Origin of the sequence: Natroniella sp. ANB-PHB2 (assembly GCF_046097105.1) — a bacterium.
GTDB lineage: Bacteria > Bacillota > Halanaerobiia > Halobacteroidales > Halobacteroidaceae > Natroniella.
The window spans coordinates 1,135,825-1,150,783 of record NZ_CP175562.1; the positions used below are offsets into that span (position 1 = coordinate 1,135,825).

Sequence of the window (14,959 nt, forward strand, 5' to 3'; positions counted from 1 at the left end):
CAATATTAAATATTCACTGCTTTATAGGGAAATAAAAAAGCAGCCCGCAAATACGAGCTACTGAATTTTTTTAATTGCATTTTTAGCTGCTTGTTGTTGTGCTTCTTTTTTACTAGATCCAATACCAGTACCTAATACTTCATCTTCAAAAACAACTTGTACAGTAAATTCTTTATTATGATCTGGCCCTTCTTCCTTAACCACCAAATAATCAGGACGTGAGTTAGAACTTTGCTGAATTAACTCTTGTAATAATGTTTTATAATCTTGAATATGCTCTCCAGCTTCAACAGTCATAATATCAGCAGTTAATAATTCTAAGATAAACTCTCTAACAACTTCCAAACCTTGATCTAAATAGATACTTCCTACCAATGCCTCAAAAGCATCTGCTAAAATAGAGTTCCGCTTTCTTCCTCCTGTAATTTCTTCACCTTTTCCTAATAATAAATAGTTGCCTAAATTAATTTCTTTAGATTTTTCAGCTAATACTGGAGCACTGACTACTACAGATCTAATCTTGGCCAATTCTCCTTCAGGATGGTCAGGATATTCAGCAAAAATGTATTCACTAATCACCAAATCTAATATAGCATCACCTAAAAACTCTAACCGTTCATTATTCTTTAAACTTCGTTCTCTATTTTCATTAGAATAAGATTTATGAGTGATAGCTCTTTTTAATAACTCTTCATTTTGAAACTCTACCTCAATTTCCTGCTCTAATTTATCAACTTTTTGCTTATCAAACTCCATGTTATCAACACCTTATATTAAGCATTATACTCCTTTAAGATAATGGTAGCATTCTGACCTCCAAAGCCTAATGAGTTAGATAAGGCTACCTTCACCTCTGTTTCTTTAGCTTCATTTGCTGCATAGTCAAGGTCACACTCTGGGTCTACATTTTCATAATTAATTGTCGGTGGAATAATATTATTTTGAATAGCTAAAGCTAAAGCAATAGCCTCTATTCCTCCTGCTCCTCCCAACAAGTGTCCAGTCATTGACTTAGTCGAGCTTACAATTAATTCCTCAGCATGTTCACCAAAAACCCTTTTAATAGCTGCTGTTTCTAATTTATCATTAGCAGGTGTAGAGGTTCCATGAGCATTAATATAGTTCATTTCAGTTGGCTCAATATTTCCTTGCTCAAGGGCCATCTCCATAGATCGAGCAGCACCTTCACCACCAGGAGCTGGAGCAGTAATATGATGAGCATCAGCAGACATACCATACCCAGCTACCTCAGCATAGATTTTAGCACCTCTAGCTTGAGCACTTTCTAGAGATTCCAAAATCAATACTCCTGAACCTTCACCCATTACAAATCCATCACGCTCTGCATCAAATGGTCGACTGGCTGCTTGTGGATTATCATTATTAGTACTCATCGCTTTCATAGCACAAAATCCAGCACATGAAGCAGGAGTAATTGCTGCTTCAGTTCCACCAGCAATCATCATCTTAGCATCTCCACGCTTGATAATTTCAAAGGCATCCCCAAGAGCATTGGTTCCTGAAGCACAGGCAGTTACTGCCGTTACATTTGGCCCTTTAGCACCAGTATGAATAGAAACCTGCCCAGCAGCCATATTAGCAATCATCATCGGAATAAAGAAGGGACTAACTCGATTTGGCCCTCTCTTTAATAAGCGATCATACTGCTTCTCAAAAGTCTCTACCCCTCCAATTCCTGAACCAATCAAGACTCCAATATCATTTGCATTCTCTTCATTTATCTTTAACTCTGCATCCTCAAGGGCCAATTTAGCTCCAGCTACAGCAAATTGAGCATAACGATCCATCCTCTTAGCTTCCTTATGCTCTATGCCAAACTCCTTAACATCAAAATCCTTAACTTCAGCAGCAATTTGAGTTTTATATTCACTAGCATCAAAATGAGTAATAGTGTCAACTCCCGATTTTCCTGCTGTTAATGAGGACCAATAATTTTCAATTCCAGTCCCGATAGGAGAAATGACCCCCATTCCAGTTATCACTACACGATTAGTCATCTTTTGTATTCCCTCCTAAGTACTCTTTAGCTTCTTCAATTAGATTTTCAAATATCTGTTTGACAGGTAATATTTCATTTAATTGGTATGCTTTCTCACCGGCAAATACTAAACCATGATCCATGTCTCCACTTTGAGCTTTTAGTAAGGATTCCATAATACAGAACCTCCGCGAACACTTTTTCAAACAGAGATAGTCACAAGATGTGTCTAGTTCATCACCCTCTACCTTGTTTAAAAACTCATTTCGTAAAGCTCTTCCTGGTAAGCCAACTGGACTATCTATAACAACTCCATCTTCTGGAGTAGCATTCATATATAATTCTTTAAATTCATCTTCAACTTCACACTCTTCACTAGCTACAAATCTAGAACCCATTTGTACTCCATCTGCTCCCATTTCTAATACTTCAGCTATATCTTCACCATTCATAATTCCCCCAGCAGCAATAACTGGAATCTCAACTGCATCAACAATCTTATCAATTAACGATTTCATTGGTTGGTCAGTACCTAAATGACCACCAGCTTCTTTTCCTTCTACTACAATCGCAGAAGCTCCTAATCTCTCAGAAATTTTTGCTAATTTAACCGATGATACGATTGGAACAATTTCAACATCGCCCTCTTTGCCTAAGGAGAATAAATCACGAGAAAATCCTGCTCCTGCCACTATTAAATCAATTCCTTCACTAATAGATGCCTTAGCTAAATCTTTAAATTCATTAATTGCCACCATAATATTTACACCAATAATTCCTGTAGATAACTGACGTGCCCGTCTAATTTCTTCTTTAATCTCTTTTACTGTTAAGCCAGAACCAGCTATTAATCCTATCCCACCTTCATTAGCTACAGCTGCAGCTAAAGGAGCAGTAGAAACTTTAACAGCCATACCACCTTGAATAATGGGCACTTTAGCTACTAAATCGCCTATTCTTAATTTAGGTAACTCCAACATTATTCCCCCAGTTTTAATTTATTAATGGATAAAGCCCCCGTTTATAAAACAATATAAACGGGGCATTATCCATCCAACAGACTATAAATTATAAAGCATTTTCAATATAATCTACTGCATCTTGCACAGTTCCAATATCTTCTGCATCCTCATCAGGAATCTCAATGTCAAATTCCTCTTCAAATGCCATAACAACCTCAACAATATCTAAAGAATCAGCTCCTAAATCCTCAATGAATGAAGCCTCTGGAGTTACTTCATCAGCATCTACACCCAATTCTGTAACTACAATCTCTTGAACCTTTTTTAAAGTATCCATTCCTGTCACCTCCTTTCAAAAGAGTAATTGATAGTTTATAACTAATAATTAAAACCTAATTTAAAAACTTTAAGCCATATAACTTATTAATTAAACTCCTTAGGTTTATTTTAGTTTTAAGTATTAATATTGAATTTTTTTGCTTTTACTTCCCCTACTCTTTCATTATATGTTTTCCCTAATCTACCATCTTGTATAACTAAAAATCACAGCTTTCTCAATGTTTTTTCTAAAGAGCGCTGGTCCTGAACATTTAATGCTGTTACACTACGATCAATCTTTCTCATAAATCCTTTTAGTACTCGCCCCGGGCCAACTTCAATAAAGGTATCTACACCAGCATCAATCATCCTCTGAATAGACTCTTGCCAGCGTACTGAGCCACTAATCTGCTCGATTAAAGCATCTTTAATATGGTCGACTTCAGTAGTAATCTCAGCCTTAACATTCGTTACAAGCGGTATTTGAGGTTCATTAAAATCTATTGTCTCAAATTCTTGGGCCAACTTCTCCCCAGCAGATTCCATCAAACTAGAATGAAAAGGGCCACTGACATCTAACATAACCGCTCTCTTAGCCCCAGCCTCCTTAGCTAATTCAGCAGCCTGCTCAACAGCTTTCTTCTCACCAGAAATAACGACTTGGCCTGGACAGTTAAAATTAGCTACTTCAACTATGCCATGCTTACTTCCCGAAGTACAAACTTTTTGCACTTCATCTGCTGACAGACCAATAATTGCAGCCATTGTTCCTTCACCAGAAGGATCTGCTGCTGCCATCAATTGCCCCCTCTTTCTAACAAGTTGTACAGCATCAGCTAACTCCAATACCCCTGCAGCAACTAAAGCAGAATACTCACCAAGACTATGTCCTGCAACTAGATCAGGCTCAAGCCCTTTTTCTAACAATAATTTATAGATACCAATACTGGTAGCCAAAATAGCTGGTTGAGTATTACTTGTCTCCTTTAGCTTTACTTCTGGTCCTGAAAAACATACTTCTGATATATCTATATCTAAAGCTTGATCTGCTTCTGCAAAAGCCTTTCTAACCACTTCAAAATCCTGAGCCAACTCTGCTCCCATTCCTACCTTTTGCGAACCTTGCCCAGGAAAGATAAATGCCATTTTTCCCATCATATACTCCTCCAAACCATTATTAATTAATAGTTATCAATCACTAATTATTAATCAATCCACAACTTTTTTCTAAAACTTCTTCAGCAACAGCCACAATATCAGTAATGATATCGACAGCAGGTTCTTCTTTAGTAAGCATTCCTGCTACCTGCCCAGCCATTACAGTTCCTTTATCAACATCTCCGTCAATTACAGCTCGTTTCAAACGACCTACCCCTAATTCTTCAATCTTATCCTTAGAAGCATTTTCACGCTCCATCTTTTCAATCTTACGAGTTAATTTATTCTTTAAATTTCGAACAGGGTGACCAGTAGAGCGAGCAGTTACGATTGCTTCTCTATCCTTAGCTTTAATGATAGCTTCTTTATAATTATCATGGGCAATACATTCTGTTGCACAAACAAACCTTGTTCCTATTTGAGCTCCAACCGCACCTAATGATAATACTGCCGCTAAACCACGACCATCTGCAATCCCTCCTGCTGCGACAACAGGAAGATCAGTAGCATCAACAATCTGAGGTATTAAAGCCATCGTTGTCAACTGTCCAATATGACCTCCTGCTTCATTACCTTCAGCGATTACAGCATCAACATCAAAGCGAGACATTCTCTTAGCTAAAGCTACCGAAGCAACTACCGGGATAACTTTAGCCCCAATTGCTTTTAAATCTTTAATATATTTACCAGGATTACCAGCACCAGTAGTTACAACAGCTACCTCTTCTTCCACAACAACTTCCATTACCTGATCAACATGCGGTGATAGTAACATTACATTAACTCCAAATGGCTTATCCGTTATTTTCTTAACCTTTTGAATCTCTTCTCTAACTATATTAGCTGGTGCATTTCCCGCTCCAATAATACCTAAGCCACCAGCCTCAGAAACAGCAGCTGCCAACTCTCCAGTTGCAACCCAAGCCATTCCTCCTTGTATGATTGGATATTCTATATCTAATAGTTCACATAATTTAGTCCTTATCATTTTTATATTTCCCCCTTTATGACCATTCTATGACTGTTGCTCCCCAAGTTAATCCAGCCCCAAATCCAACTAAAACAACAGTGTCGCCTTCTTTTATCTTTCCTTCTCGCACAGCTTCATCCAAAGCCAGTGGAACTGAAGCAGCAGAAGTATTTCCATACCTATCAAGATTAACATAAATCTGTTCTTCAGTTAAATCAAGTCGTTTTCTGGCAGCATCAATTATTCTAATGTTGGCCTGATGTGGGATTAAATAATCAATATCTTCACTACTCAATCCTACTTGATCTAGTGCTTCTTTAGCTGCTTTACCTAAGATTCTAACAGCAAATTTAAAGACAGGGTTACCATCCATTTCAAGGTAGTGAGCACCTTCTTCAAGCACCCCTTGAGAAAAAGGTCGCTTTGAACCTCCAGCTGGAACTCTTAATACTTCACCCTTAGAGCCATCAGCACCTAAAGAATTAGATAAGATTCCAGCAGATTGAGTCGGCTGTAAAACTACCGCCCCCGCACCATCACCAAATAAGATACATGTTCCTCTATCGTCCCAATTAAGTATTTTAGAAAGAGTTTCAGCACCAACAACTAAAATATTATCATAAGCACCTGTTTCTATATACTGAGTTGCTACTGATACACCATAAATAAAGCCTGTACACGCAGCAGCCAAATCAAAAGCTGGAACTCCTTCAGCCCCTAACTTATCTTGTAGTATACAAGCTGTTGAAGGAAGTCCAAGGTAGTCAGGAGTTGAAGTAGCTACTAAGATCAGATCTAGATCCTTTACTTCTAAATCAGCACTCTCCAACGCAGCTTTTGCTGCTTGACAAGCCAAATCAGAAGTAACAACTTCTTCCTCAACTATTCTTCTCTCTTTAATCCCTGTTCTGCTTATAATCCATTCAGCATCAGTATCTACTATTTCTTCTAAATCATTATTTGTCATTACATTTTCGGGGGCAAATGAACCTACTCCTGCAATTTTAGCCCTTCTTAATTCCTGCTCCATAGCTATTAATCAGTCCTTCCATCAATATTGGCTTTTATTGAATCAATCAACTTAGCTTCGATTGATTCTTGAGCAATTTTTATTGCGTTCTTAATTGCTTTGGCATTCGAACTACCATGACTAATAATTACTATTCCATCAACCCCCAACAAGGGAGCACCACCATATTCTGTATAATCCATCTTCTTTTTTACTCTACTAAAGGCAGGCTTTAATAACAAACCACCTAACTTAGTCAACCAGCTTGCTTCAATCTCCTGCTTAATAATCTTAAATAAACTCTTAACTAAACCTTCCGATGTCTTCAGTACTATATTACCCACAAATCCATCAGCTAACACCACATCATATTCACCAGTAAATATATCTCTTCCTTCAATATTTCCAGCAAAATTTATGTCCTCTTCCTCTTTTAGCATTTGATGAACATTCAAAACTAATTCATTCCCCTTTTTCTCTTCTTCACCAATGCTTAATAAGCCAACTTTAGGATTCTGTTTATGTAAAATTTCAGTAGCATAAATCTGGCCCATTATTGCTTGTTGAAACAAATGTTCCGGCTTACTATCTACGTTGGCCCCTGCATCTAAGACTAAAGTCCGCTCTTGTAGTGTTGGAAAGACAGCACCAATGGCTGGTCTTTTAACCCCTTTTATTCGACCAATGTTAAATAAACCACCTGCCATTACTGCTCCTGTATTCCCAGCAGACACAAAACCATCAACCTCTCCTTCATTAACCAATCTAGTACCTATTGCAACAGTTGAATCCTTCTTCTTTCGCAATGCTTTAGCAGGAGATTCATTCATCCCAATTACCTCTGAAGCATGATAAATCTCTACCTTTTCATTTGGGAAAGAATACTGTTTAAGTTCTTCTTTCAACCTATCTTCAGGGCCAACCAAAACTATTTGCCCTTGAAACTGATCAATAATTTCCATAACCCCTTTAATTATCTCTTGGGGTGCATAATCGCCCCCCATTGCATCAATAGCAATCTTCAAAATTCTAAACCTCCTTACGCTCAGGATCATCAACTGAAAACATTATAAAATTTCCTACAAAAACTACATCTTCACTTGCTTTAGTTTCTACATTAACATAATATTTATTCTTTTTTGCCTTATCAACTCTAGCTTTAGCAATCAATCTTTCTCCGATATAAACAGGTCTATTATATCTAACATCTGATGAACCTGTCAAAGCTACATCAGTATCAATTATTGCTACCGCTAATGAATTAGCTTGAGCAAAAATATGATGCCCTCGCACAATTTTTGTTTTTTCCAAGCAAAGCTCCTCAGTAACCTCTAGAATAGAAAGTCCATTTTGATCAAGTTCAATATCTACTAACTCACCAATGATCTCTCCACTTTGTACAGACTTAACTTTAGAATAAGCCTGTTTAGCTACCATTTTAGTTCTCTTACGTACTTCAGGTATCCCCAATTCCATTCTATCTAGTCTAATAGTTTGGATGCTGACATCAAACATTTCAGACAGCTCCTTATCGACTAAAAATGGATTCTCTTTTAATTTATCCCGCAATTTATTCTGGCGCTCAGCTTTATTTAATTTACCCATTTATTATAACCACCTACTGAAACCTTATATTAAGACCAGGTACTAATTTTTTCTTCCATTTAACATTATATATAACTTTATTTATAAATGCAAGAGAAATCAGCTTATTTTTATTAATTTAACTTAAGTTTAAGGTTAAGGCTAAGGTTGAGTCAACCATCAAGTACATAAAGTTTAGATTGTGCTTAAACTTAGACTCAAACTCAATTATAATCTACGCCACAAAATAAAAAAGAGCAGGTTTTTATCTCCCCTACTCTTTTCATCTATAAGCTATATTTATTTAACCTTCTTACCTTTGTAATATCCACACTCTGGACATACACGATGTGACAATTTGAATTCATGGCACTGAGGACACTCAATCAAGTTTGGTGCATTTAACTTCCAATGAGTTCTTCTCTTTCTTTTACGCGTCTTAGAAGTCCTCCTCTTAGGTACTGCCATTGAAATCCCTCCTTTCAAATTTTAAATTATTAATTGTTACTATAATTACAACCCAATATTATTCTTCATCAGGCAATAACTTCTCAAGCTTTGCTAATCTAGGGTCAACTTTATGCATTATACAATCACAGTCTTCTTGATTCAAGTTTCGACCACAATTAGGGCATAAACCCTTGCACTCTTCATCACAGACATACTTCATCGGTACTGCTAACCTAATATGCTCAGTTAAAATTGTACTTATATCAATTTCTGCATCTTCAACTTCTGTTTTAGAAACCTCTCCTTTTACTTCAAACTCTAATGTAGTCTTAAATTCTTTTAAACAACGACTACAAACTACCTGTAATGATAAAAAGACAGTTCCTATAATAACATACTCGCCCTCAGAATTGATAACCTTTAATTCCAAATTACTTGGTTCAATAATTGAAATTTTTTGTCCTTGAATAGTTCTATCTTCTGCCTCCAAAGCAAAAGCAGTATTCATCATGGCTCCAAGATTATCTTTAATTTCTGTGATATCTATTTTCATCTAATCACCTCTAAACAACATACCTATTATAATATAGGAATTCCTCTTTTGTCAAGAGTTTCTCTAGAATTACCCTATCAATTCTTCAGTATCTCGTGCTATCACAAGTTCTTCATTAGTAGGAACTACAAATACTTTAACTTGAGAATCATCAGCACTTATTTCTTGTACTTTTCCTCTAACATCATTCTTAGCTGAATCAAGTTTGATTCCTAAATGCTCTAAATCTTGACAGATTGACTCTCTTATACCAATTCCATTTTCGCCAATTCCTGCTGTAAAGACAACTGCATCTACTCCATTCATAGCTGCAACATAAGAACCGATATACTTCTTAACTCGATAACTAAATACATCCAAAGCTAATACTGCTCTTTCATTTCCTGCTTCAGCTGCTTGCTCAATATCTCTCATATCACTGCTAACTCCAGATAAACCTAATAATCCACTCTCCTGATTCATTAAATTATCTATCTCTGCTGGTGATAGATCTTCTTGTTCCATAATAAATGGAATCGCTGCCGGATCAAGATCACCACACCTTGTTCCCATAACTAACCCTTCTAAAGGAGTTAAACCCATACTTGTATCATAAGATTGCCCATTTTTAACAGCTGTTATACTAGCTCCATTTCCTAAATGACAAGTAATTACTTTCAATTCTTCTAAATCTTTTTCTAATTCTTGAGCAACCGCTTGAGCTACAAACTTATGTGATGTTCCATGGAAACCATAACGACGAAGAGCATATTTCTCATAGTATTCGTAAGGTAAACCGTAAGTATAAGCTTCCTTAGGCATAGTTTGGTGGAAAGCTGTATCAAAAACAGCAACCTGCTGAGCATGAGGCATTAATTTTTCACAGACTTCAATTCCCATTAAATTAGGCGGATTATGTAACGGAGCCAAATTAGACCATTTCTCGATCTCCTCTTTAACCTCTTCATCAACAATTACTGACTCAGAAAAAGATTTTCCTCCTTGCACTACTCGGTGACCTACTGCATTTACTTCATCTACTCCAGTAATAACTCCTTTATTCTCATCAGTTAATGATTCAATTACTAATTCCATTCCAGCCGCATGATCTGCAATTTCAGTTTCTAGTTCAATTACCTCTCCAGTACTAGCTTCTTGCTCTAAACATGAGCCATCAATTCCAATTCTTTCTACTAACCCTTTTGCTAATACCTCTTCTTGTTCCATGTTAAATAATTGATATTTAATTGAAGAACTTCCACTATTAATTACTAAAATTTTCATTTCTTAATCCCCCTTGTTTTTTAGCTGTTTTATTAATTTAACTTAATTTTTATAATTGTTTACTTTTGAGCCTGCACAGCAGTAATTGCTGTTACATTAACAATATCCTGAACACAACAACCCCGAGATAAATCATTTACTGGTTTAGCTATTCCTTGTAACACAGGGCCAATCGCTTCAGCTTGAGCAAACCTCTCCACTAACTTATACCCAATATTTCCTGATTGTAAATCTGGAAATATCAAAACGTTAGCATGGCCAGCCAGATCACTTTCAGGATACTTTTTCTCAGCAACTTTAGATATAATAGCAGCATCAGCTTGCATTTCACCATCAATTTTAAGCTCTGGAGCGAGCTCACGAGCTAATCCAGTGGCATTTCTTACTTTATCAGACATCTCATGTTTAGCACTGCCATTAGTAGAAAATGATAACATTGCTACCTGTGGATCAATCCCAACTAAACTATCAGCTGTTCTAGCAGATGAAACTGCTATTTCAGCTAGTTGCTCAGATGTAGGATTAGGATTAACTGCACAATCCCCAAAGACTAACAATCCCCCATCTCCAAAATCTTTATCCTTAACAATCATAATAAAAGCACCAGAAATAACTGAAATTCCTGGAGCAGTACCAATTACTCTAAGAGCTGCTCTTAATACCTTCCCGGTCTCAGCAACAGCTCCTGCTACTTTACCATCTGCATCCCCTTTTTCAACCATTAGCGAGGCAAAATACAATGGATCTGTAACTTTTTCTCTAGCTTCTTCTAATGTAATTCCCTTATGCTCTCTTAATTGATAATAAGCTTGACTATACTCTTCTAACTTATCAGACTCAACAGGATTGATAATTTCAACTCCTGTTAAATCAGTACCACACTCTGAAGCTACATCTTGAATTTCCTTTTCTTCCCCAAGTAAGACAATATCAGCAACCCCTTTTTCTAAAATAATAGGAACTGCTTCTACTACCCTTGCATCGGCACCTTCTGGAAGAACAATCTTTTTTCTCTTTTGTCTTGCTTGTTGGTAAATATTACTAATAAAGCTCATCCCTTGCCCTCCTTAATATTTATAACTAGAAAATAAGCTCCTTATACTCTTATAAAATTATGCTTAATCCATAGAACTCTCTTTTAGAACTACTAGATTAAGGAATACTAGATTAATTACGCAATCTCCTTGTTTTTCTTCAAAGTTTAAATAATAGAAAAAGTCTACATTGCCTTAATTTTTCTAATTATCTGACATATTATTAATAGTTTCTGATTTAAATAATCAACCATCCTTAATTATCATTTATCAACCATTGGCAACTAGTTAAAAATTACTGATCACTTTCACTACTCATGAATTGTCAGCACTATATATTTTTAACAATTCTTTTCAAATTATACCGCTTTAAGATTGATATTTAAATTATAACAATCTATAATAAACAACAAGGAGGAATTTAAATGAAAGTATTAGGAATCATCACTGAATATAATCCATTTCACTATGGACATCAAATTCACCTTAATAAATCACTGGCCAAAAGTAAAGCGGATGCAACAATCTGTATTATGAGTGGTAGCTTTTTACAAAGAGGCACCCCGGCTATTGTCAATCAATGGACTCGTACAAAAATGGCTCTTCAACAGGGTGTAGATTTAGTAATTCAACTCCCTGTTGCTTATACCACTCGCAGTGCCCAATACTTTGCTTATGGAGCAGTAAAATTACTCACCGCAACTAATACTGTGGACTATCTTTGCTTTGGTAGTGAATTAGGAGAAATTGGCCCTCTTAAATTAATTGGTAAATTACTGGCAGCTGAACCTAAAGAGCTTGAACAATTAATTAAAAAAGAGTTAAATACAGGAGTATCTTATCCAGTAGCCCGTAGTAAAGCTTTATCTAAATTTTTACAGATAAACTCCAACTCAACTGATATTTCACCAACTAAATTAAAAACTATTTTGACTAATTCTAATAATATTTTGGGTTTAGAGTATATCAGAGCCTTAACTAACTTAGAGAGCCCAATCACTCCTTTAACGATTAAACGAGAAGGAAGTGATTATCACTCCACTAGATTACAAAAAATAGCTAGTGCATCAGCCATTAGAGAAGAGGTTAAGAAAAATTATAACTCTAAACAACCACTTCTAAATGCTGAATTAGCTAATTCAATGCCTGCTTCAACCTTTAAACTATTAGAAACAGCATTTGAAGATGGGGTTGGCCCTATTTTTTACGAAGACTTTACTTTACAGATCTTAACTTTATTACGAAGAACTACCCGGCATCAATTAAGAAATTATGAAGGAGTAACCGGAGGGTTAGAAAATAGAATTAAAGATGCTGCTACAAAAGCAACATCTCTCTCAGAATTAATCAAATTGATTAAAACTAAACGTTTTACCCAAACCCGAATCCAACGAATTCTAACTCAATTATTATTAGGTTTAAACCAAAAAAAATTAAACAAGTTTGAATTAGCAGGAGGGCCAAAGTATTTTAGAATATTAGGTTTTAATCAACAGGGTAGAAAATTACTTAAATTATTAAAAGAAAGGGCTAAGTTACCAGTCATCACTAAGCTGTCAAACCACTTCCGTTCTAATCAGCAACCTAAAGATATCAGACAAAAGATGCTCTTAGCTGATATTAAAGCTAATAATATCTATTCACTAACTTCTCCTAAATCAATAGCCCGAAAAGGAGGAGTTGATTTTTATCGTCACCCGATCGTTCTAACCTAAATTTCTTCTAAATATGATATGATTTGATCTATATCTTCAGCAACAACAATTTCAATCCCCTCTTTTTCTACCTTCTCTACATCTTCTTGATTTCCTAATGGAACAAAGAAGATGTCCGCTCCTTCTTCTTTAGCAGCTGCTATCTTTTGTTCTACTCCATCGATCTTTCCTACTTTACCATCCAAACTGATTGTTCCAGTCCCAGCTATTTGTACATTTTCAGTTAAATCCTTTTCAGTCAATCGGTTATAAATCTCTAAAGTAAACATACTTCCAGCTGATGGCCCACCAATCTGACCTGCTTCAATATTAACCTCAATTGGTAACTCATATTCTCTTTGGTAGGGACTAATTAAAACACCAATTGATGGTTGAGTTGAACCTTCTTCAAGAACTTTAGTCTCAATTATAAACTCCTTCTCTTCTCCATTACGCTTAACTGTTACTTTAACATCAGCACCTACTTCTCTTTCTTGGACCTTATTAATAACTTCTGTCAATAATCCAACAGGTTGATCATCAATTGCTATAATAATATCATCAGCCTGTAATTTATTATAAGCATCACTTTCATCTAAGACCTTGACTATACGAGCACCTTCTCCAGTAATTTTAGTCTCATACCCAGCTTTTTCTAAAGCAACTGCTTTGGCTTTCATCTGACTTTCTTTCATCATTTCCTGCATCAGTTCAAAGTATTCCTCCATATCTACTCCAGGTGGCAAAAAGTTTCTAGATCTCAACTCTACCAAATCAGGATTAAATAATCGAATATAAATAGATTCTATCAAGCTGGCCCTCTTCATTGAGACAGATGTCAACATTATATCTCCTTGGACTGGATAAGTAGTTGGCCCTTCTTCTATCTCAATCATTGGTGCTAGCTTTTCTGCTTTCCCAGGGGAAACAAAATAGTAATTACTGGGCCAAAAAAATAAAATAGCTATCAAAAGACTAATAGCTATTAAACTTAATAACCTTTTATTCTTGATTAACCCTTTTTTCTTCATCCATATTCCACTCCTCAATTAAATTTTTAAACTTTGGAATTGCTTCTTTAGCTGACTGATAACCTAAATCAATACACTCTCGAGCTTGATCTAGATCAGTAGATTTAATATGACCTACTGGTGGCCTAATTAATAAGTCCGCACCATGATTTTTATGCTTAGTAATTTCTTGTTGCATAATATCAATTGAATTCATAATTACATCAAAAATAGTGCTGACCTCAGATTTATAATTTACTTTGTGGCTTACATCTACTCCAATTACAATATCTGCTCCTAATCCCCTGACAGCAGATACTGGAACCCGATTAAGAACTGCTCCATCTACCAGCTTTCTTCCGTCTAGTTGATGAGGCACATAAACTCCTGGAATAGACATACTAGCTCTAATTCCATCAGCTACTAAACCGCTATCAATTATAACTTCTTCACCGTTTTCAATATCTACAGCTACCGTTGCAAAAGGCAATTCTAATTGATTAAAATTCTTTTTTTTAGTCAATAATTCAAAAAACTCTTTAGCTTTATTACCAGCTATCAAACCCCTTCTTGGTACTGTTAAATCGGTCAAGTGATCCCAGGTCAAATGTTTTGCTAATCGTTCTAACATATGTAAATCTAATCCAACAGCATAAAAACCACCTACAATACTTCCAATACTTGTTCCAGCTAAATAATCAATCAAAATACCCTCTTCTTCAAAAACTTTTAAAACACCTAAATGGGCCAACCCTCTCGCTGAACCCGCTCCTAAAGCCAAGCCTATACTAGGTTTCATAAATTAGTTACCTCCTTATTTACGGCAATCCTCACCTCCTATTTCAATTGAGATGAAACTCAAAATGCTGAAGCATCGCCTTATCTTTATTATGATATTCAATGACCATAAAAATTATCCTTTCTGATAAATCTCTACTTCTAAAATTTAAGTTAA

The 14,959-nt window shown here is 35.9% G+C and carries 16 protein-coding genes; 1 reads left to right on the plus strand and 15 read right to left on the minus strand.

Annotated features, from left to right (window positions below; all coding sequences use genetic code 11):
• Positions 1 to 57: 57 nt before the first annotated feature.
• The 13 genes from rnc to pta form a co-directional block, all read right to left on the minus strand.
• On the minus strand, positions 58 to 756 hold the full coding sequence (gene rnc, locus ACKF5P_RS05700; RefSeq protein ID WP_408956528.1) for a ribonuclease III: 699 nt from the start codon (positions 754 to 756) through the stop codon (positions 58 to 60).
• 17 nt (positions 757 to 773) lie between these two features.
• Positions 774 to 2,018 (minus strand): beta-ketoacyl-ACP synthase II, encoded by a 1,245-nt coding sequence (gene fabF / locus ACKF5P_RS05705; protein WP_408956529.1) that lies wholly within the window; start codon positions 2,016 to 2,018, stop codon positions 774 to 776.
• Positions 2,011 to 2,976: an NAD(P)H-dependent flavin oxidoreductase gene (locus ACKF5P_RS05710; protein ID WP_408956530.1), complete on the minus strand. Its 966-nt coding sequence runs from the start codon at positions 2,974 to 2,976 to the stop codon at positions 2,011 to 2,013. Before ACKF5P_RS05710 ends, fabF begins: the two co-directional genes overlap by 8 nt.
• Positions 2,977 to 3,067: 91 nt before the next feature.
• The gene (locus ACKF5P_RS05715) at positions 3,068 to 3,298 is read right to left on the minus strand and encodes an acyl carrier protein (RefSeq protein WP_408956531.1); all 231 of its coding nucleotides are present in this window, start codon (positions 3,296 to 3,298) and stop codon (positions 3,068 to 3,070) included.
• A 206-nt stretch (positions 3,299 to 3,504) separates the two neighbouring features.
• Positions 3,505 to 4,434 (minus strand): ACP S-malonyltransferase, encoded by a 930-nt coding sequence (gene fabD, locus ACKF5P_RS05720; protein WP_408956532.1) that lies wholly within the window; start codon positions 4,432 to 4,434, stop codon positions 3,505 to 3,507.
• A 43-nt stretch (positions 4,435 to 4,477) separates the two neighbouring features.
• Complete coding sequence (fabK, locus tag ACKF5P_RS05725) at positions 4,478 to 5,425, minus strand: enoyl-[acyl-carrier-protein] reductase FabK (protein WP_408956533.1); 948 nt, start codon at positions 5,423 to 5,425, stop codon at positions 4,478 to 4,480.
• 16 nt (positions 5,426 to 5,441) lie between these two features.
• The gene (locus tag ACKF5P_RS05730; protein ID WP_408956534.1) at positions 5,442 to 6,437 is read right to left on the minus strand and encodes a beta-ketoacyl-ACP synthase III; all 996 of its coding nucleotides are present in this window, start codon (positions 6,435 to 6,437) and stop codon (positions 5,442 to 5,444) included.
• A 5-nt stretch (positions 6,438 to 6,442) separates the two neighbouring features.
• Positions 6,443 to 7,441, minus strand: coding sequence for a phosphate acyltransferase PlsX (gene plsX, locus ACKF5P_RS05735; protein ID WP_408956535.1), 999 nt, complete (start codon positions 7,439 to 7,441; stop codon positions 6,443 to 6,445).
• A 4-nt stretch (positions 7,442 to 7,445) separates the two neighbouring features.
• Positions 7,446 to 8,021, minus strand: coding sequence for a transcription factor FapR (gene fapR, locus ACKF5P_RS05740; RefSeq protein ID WP_408956536.1), 576 nt, complete (start codon positions 8,019 to 8,021; stop codon positions 7,446 to 7,448).
• A 279-nt stretch (positions 8,022 to 8,300) separates the two neighbouring features.
• Positions 8,301 to 8,468, minus strand: coding sequence for a 50S ribosomal protein L32 (rpmF, locus tag ACKF5P_RS05745; protein WP_408956537.1), 168 nt, complete (start codon positions 8,466 to 8,468; stop codon positions 8,301 to 8,303).
• 58 nt (positions 8,469 to 8,526) lie between these two features.
• Positions 8,527 to 9,003: a YceD family protein gene (locus ACKF5P_RS05750; RefSeq protein WP_408956538.1), complete on the minus strand. Its 477-nt coding sequence runs from the start codon at positions 9,001 to 9,003 to the stop codon at positions 8,527 to 8,529.
• Between the two features lie 69 nt (positions 9,004 to 9,072).
• Positions 9,073 to 10,266: an acetate/propionate family kinase gene (locus ACKF5P_RS05755; protein WP_408956539.1), complete on the minus strand. Its 1,194-nt coding sequence runs from the start codon at positions 10,264 to 10,266 to the stop codon at positions 9,073 to 9,075.
• Positions 10,267 to 10,325: 59 nt separating this feature from the next.
• Positions 10,326 to 11,321, minus strand: a complete 996-nt coding sequence (gene pta / locus ACKF5P_RS05760; protein WP_408956540.1) for a phosphate acetyltransferase — start codon at positions 11,319 to 11,321, stop codon at positions 10,326 to 10,328.
• Positions 11,322 to 11,725: 404 nt separating this feature from the next.
• On the opposite strand from pta, the gene ACKF5P_RS05765 reads away from it, so the two are divergent.
• Entirely contained in the window at positions 11,726 to 13,015 is a 1,290-nt protein-coding gene (locus ACKF5P_RS05765) for a nucleotidyltransferase (RefSeq protein ID WP_408956541.1), read from the plus strand.
• On the opposite strand, the gene ACKF5P_RS05770 is transcribed toward ACKF5P_RS05765, so the two are convergent.
• Positions 13,012 to 14,025 carry a PDZ domain-containing protein gene (locus ACKF5P_RS05770; RefSeq protein WP_408956542.1) on the minus strand — a complete coding sequence of 338 codons (1,014 nt, stop codon included), beginning with the start codon at positions 14,023 to 14,025 and terminating at the stop codon, positions 13,012 to 13,014. The genes ACKF5P_RS05765 and ACKF5P_RS05770 overlap by 4 nt on opposite strands.
• Entirely contained in the window at positions 13,997 to 14,803 is an 807-nt protein-coding gene (locus tag ACKF5P_RS05775) for a patatin-like phospholipase family protein (RefSeq protein ID WP_408956543.1), read from the minus strand. The genes ACKF5P_RS05770 and ACKF5P_RS05775 overlap by 29 nt, the downstream gene beginning before the upstream one ends.
• Positions 14,804 to 14,959: the final 156 nt, after the last annotated feature.

What these genes read in the sequence shown, in the direction of transcription:
- ACKF5P_RS05775 (WP_408956543.1), bottom strand. Translation starts at nt 14,803, where the DNA reads ATGAAACCTAGTATAGGCTTGGCTTTAGGAGCGGGTTCAGCGAGAGGG.
- ACKF5P_RS05755 (WP_408956539.1), bottom strand. Translation starts at nt 10,266, where the DNA reads ATGAAAATTTTAGTAATTAATAGTGGAAGTTCTTCAATTAAATATCAA.
- fapR (WP_408956536.1), bottom strand. Translation starts at nt 8,021, where the DNA reads ATGGGTAAATTAAATAAAGCTGAGCGCCAGAATAAATTGCGGGATAAA.
- rpmF (WP_408956537.1), bottom strand. Translation starts at nt 8,468, where the DNA reads ATGGCAGTACCTAAGAGGAGGACTTCTAAGACGCGTAAAAGAAAGAGA.
- rnc (WP_408956528.1), bottom strand. Translation starts at nt 756, where the DNA reads ATGGAGTTTGATAAGCAAAAAGTTGATAAATTAGAGCAGGAAATTGAG.
- fabK (WP_408956533.1), bottom strand. Translation starts at nt 5,425, where the DNA reads ATGATAAGGACTAAATTATGTGAACTATTAGATATAGAATATCCAATC.
- fabD (WP_408956532.1), bottom strand. Translation starts at nt 4,434, where the DNA reads ATGGGAAAAATGGCATTTATCTTTCCTGGGCAAGGTTCGCAAAAGGTA.
- ACKF5P_RS05730 (WP_408956534.1), bottom strand. Translation starts at nt 6,437, where the DNA reads ATGGAGCAGGAATTAAGAAGGGCTAAAATTGCAGGAGTAGGTTCATTT.
- pta (WP_408956540.1), bottom strand. Translation starts at nt 11,321, where the DNA reads ATGAGCTTTATTAGTAATATTTACCAACAAGCAAGACAAAAGAGAAAA.
- ACKF5P_RS05715 (WP_408956531.1), bottom strand. Translation starts at nt 3,298, where the DNA reads ATGGATACTTTAAAAAAGGTTCAAGAGATTGTAGTTACAGAATTGGGT.
- ACKF5P_RS05765 (WP_408956541.1), top strand. Translation starts at nt 11,726, where the DNA reads ATGAAAGTATTAGGAATCATCACTGAATATAATCCATTTCACTATGGA.
- fabF (WP_408956529.1), bottom strand. Translation starts at nt 2,018, where the DNA reads ATGACTAATCGTGTAGTGATAACTGGAATGGGGGTCATTTCTCCTATC.
- ACKF5P_RS05770 (WP_408956542.1), bottom strand. Translation starts at nt 14,025, where the DNA reads ATGAAGAAAAAAGGGTTAATCAAGAATAAAAGGTTATTAAGTTTAATA.
- ACKF5P_RS05750 (WP_408956538.1), bottom strand. Translation starts at nt 9,003, where the DNA reads ATGAAAATAGATATCACAGAAATTAAAGATAATCTTGGAGCCATGATG.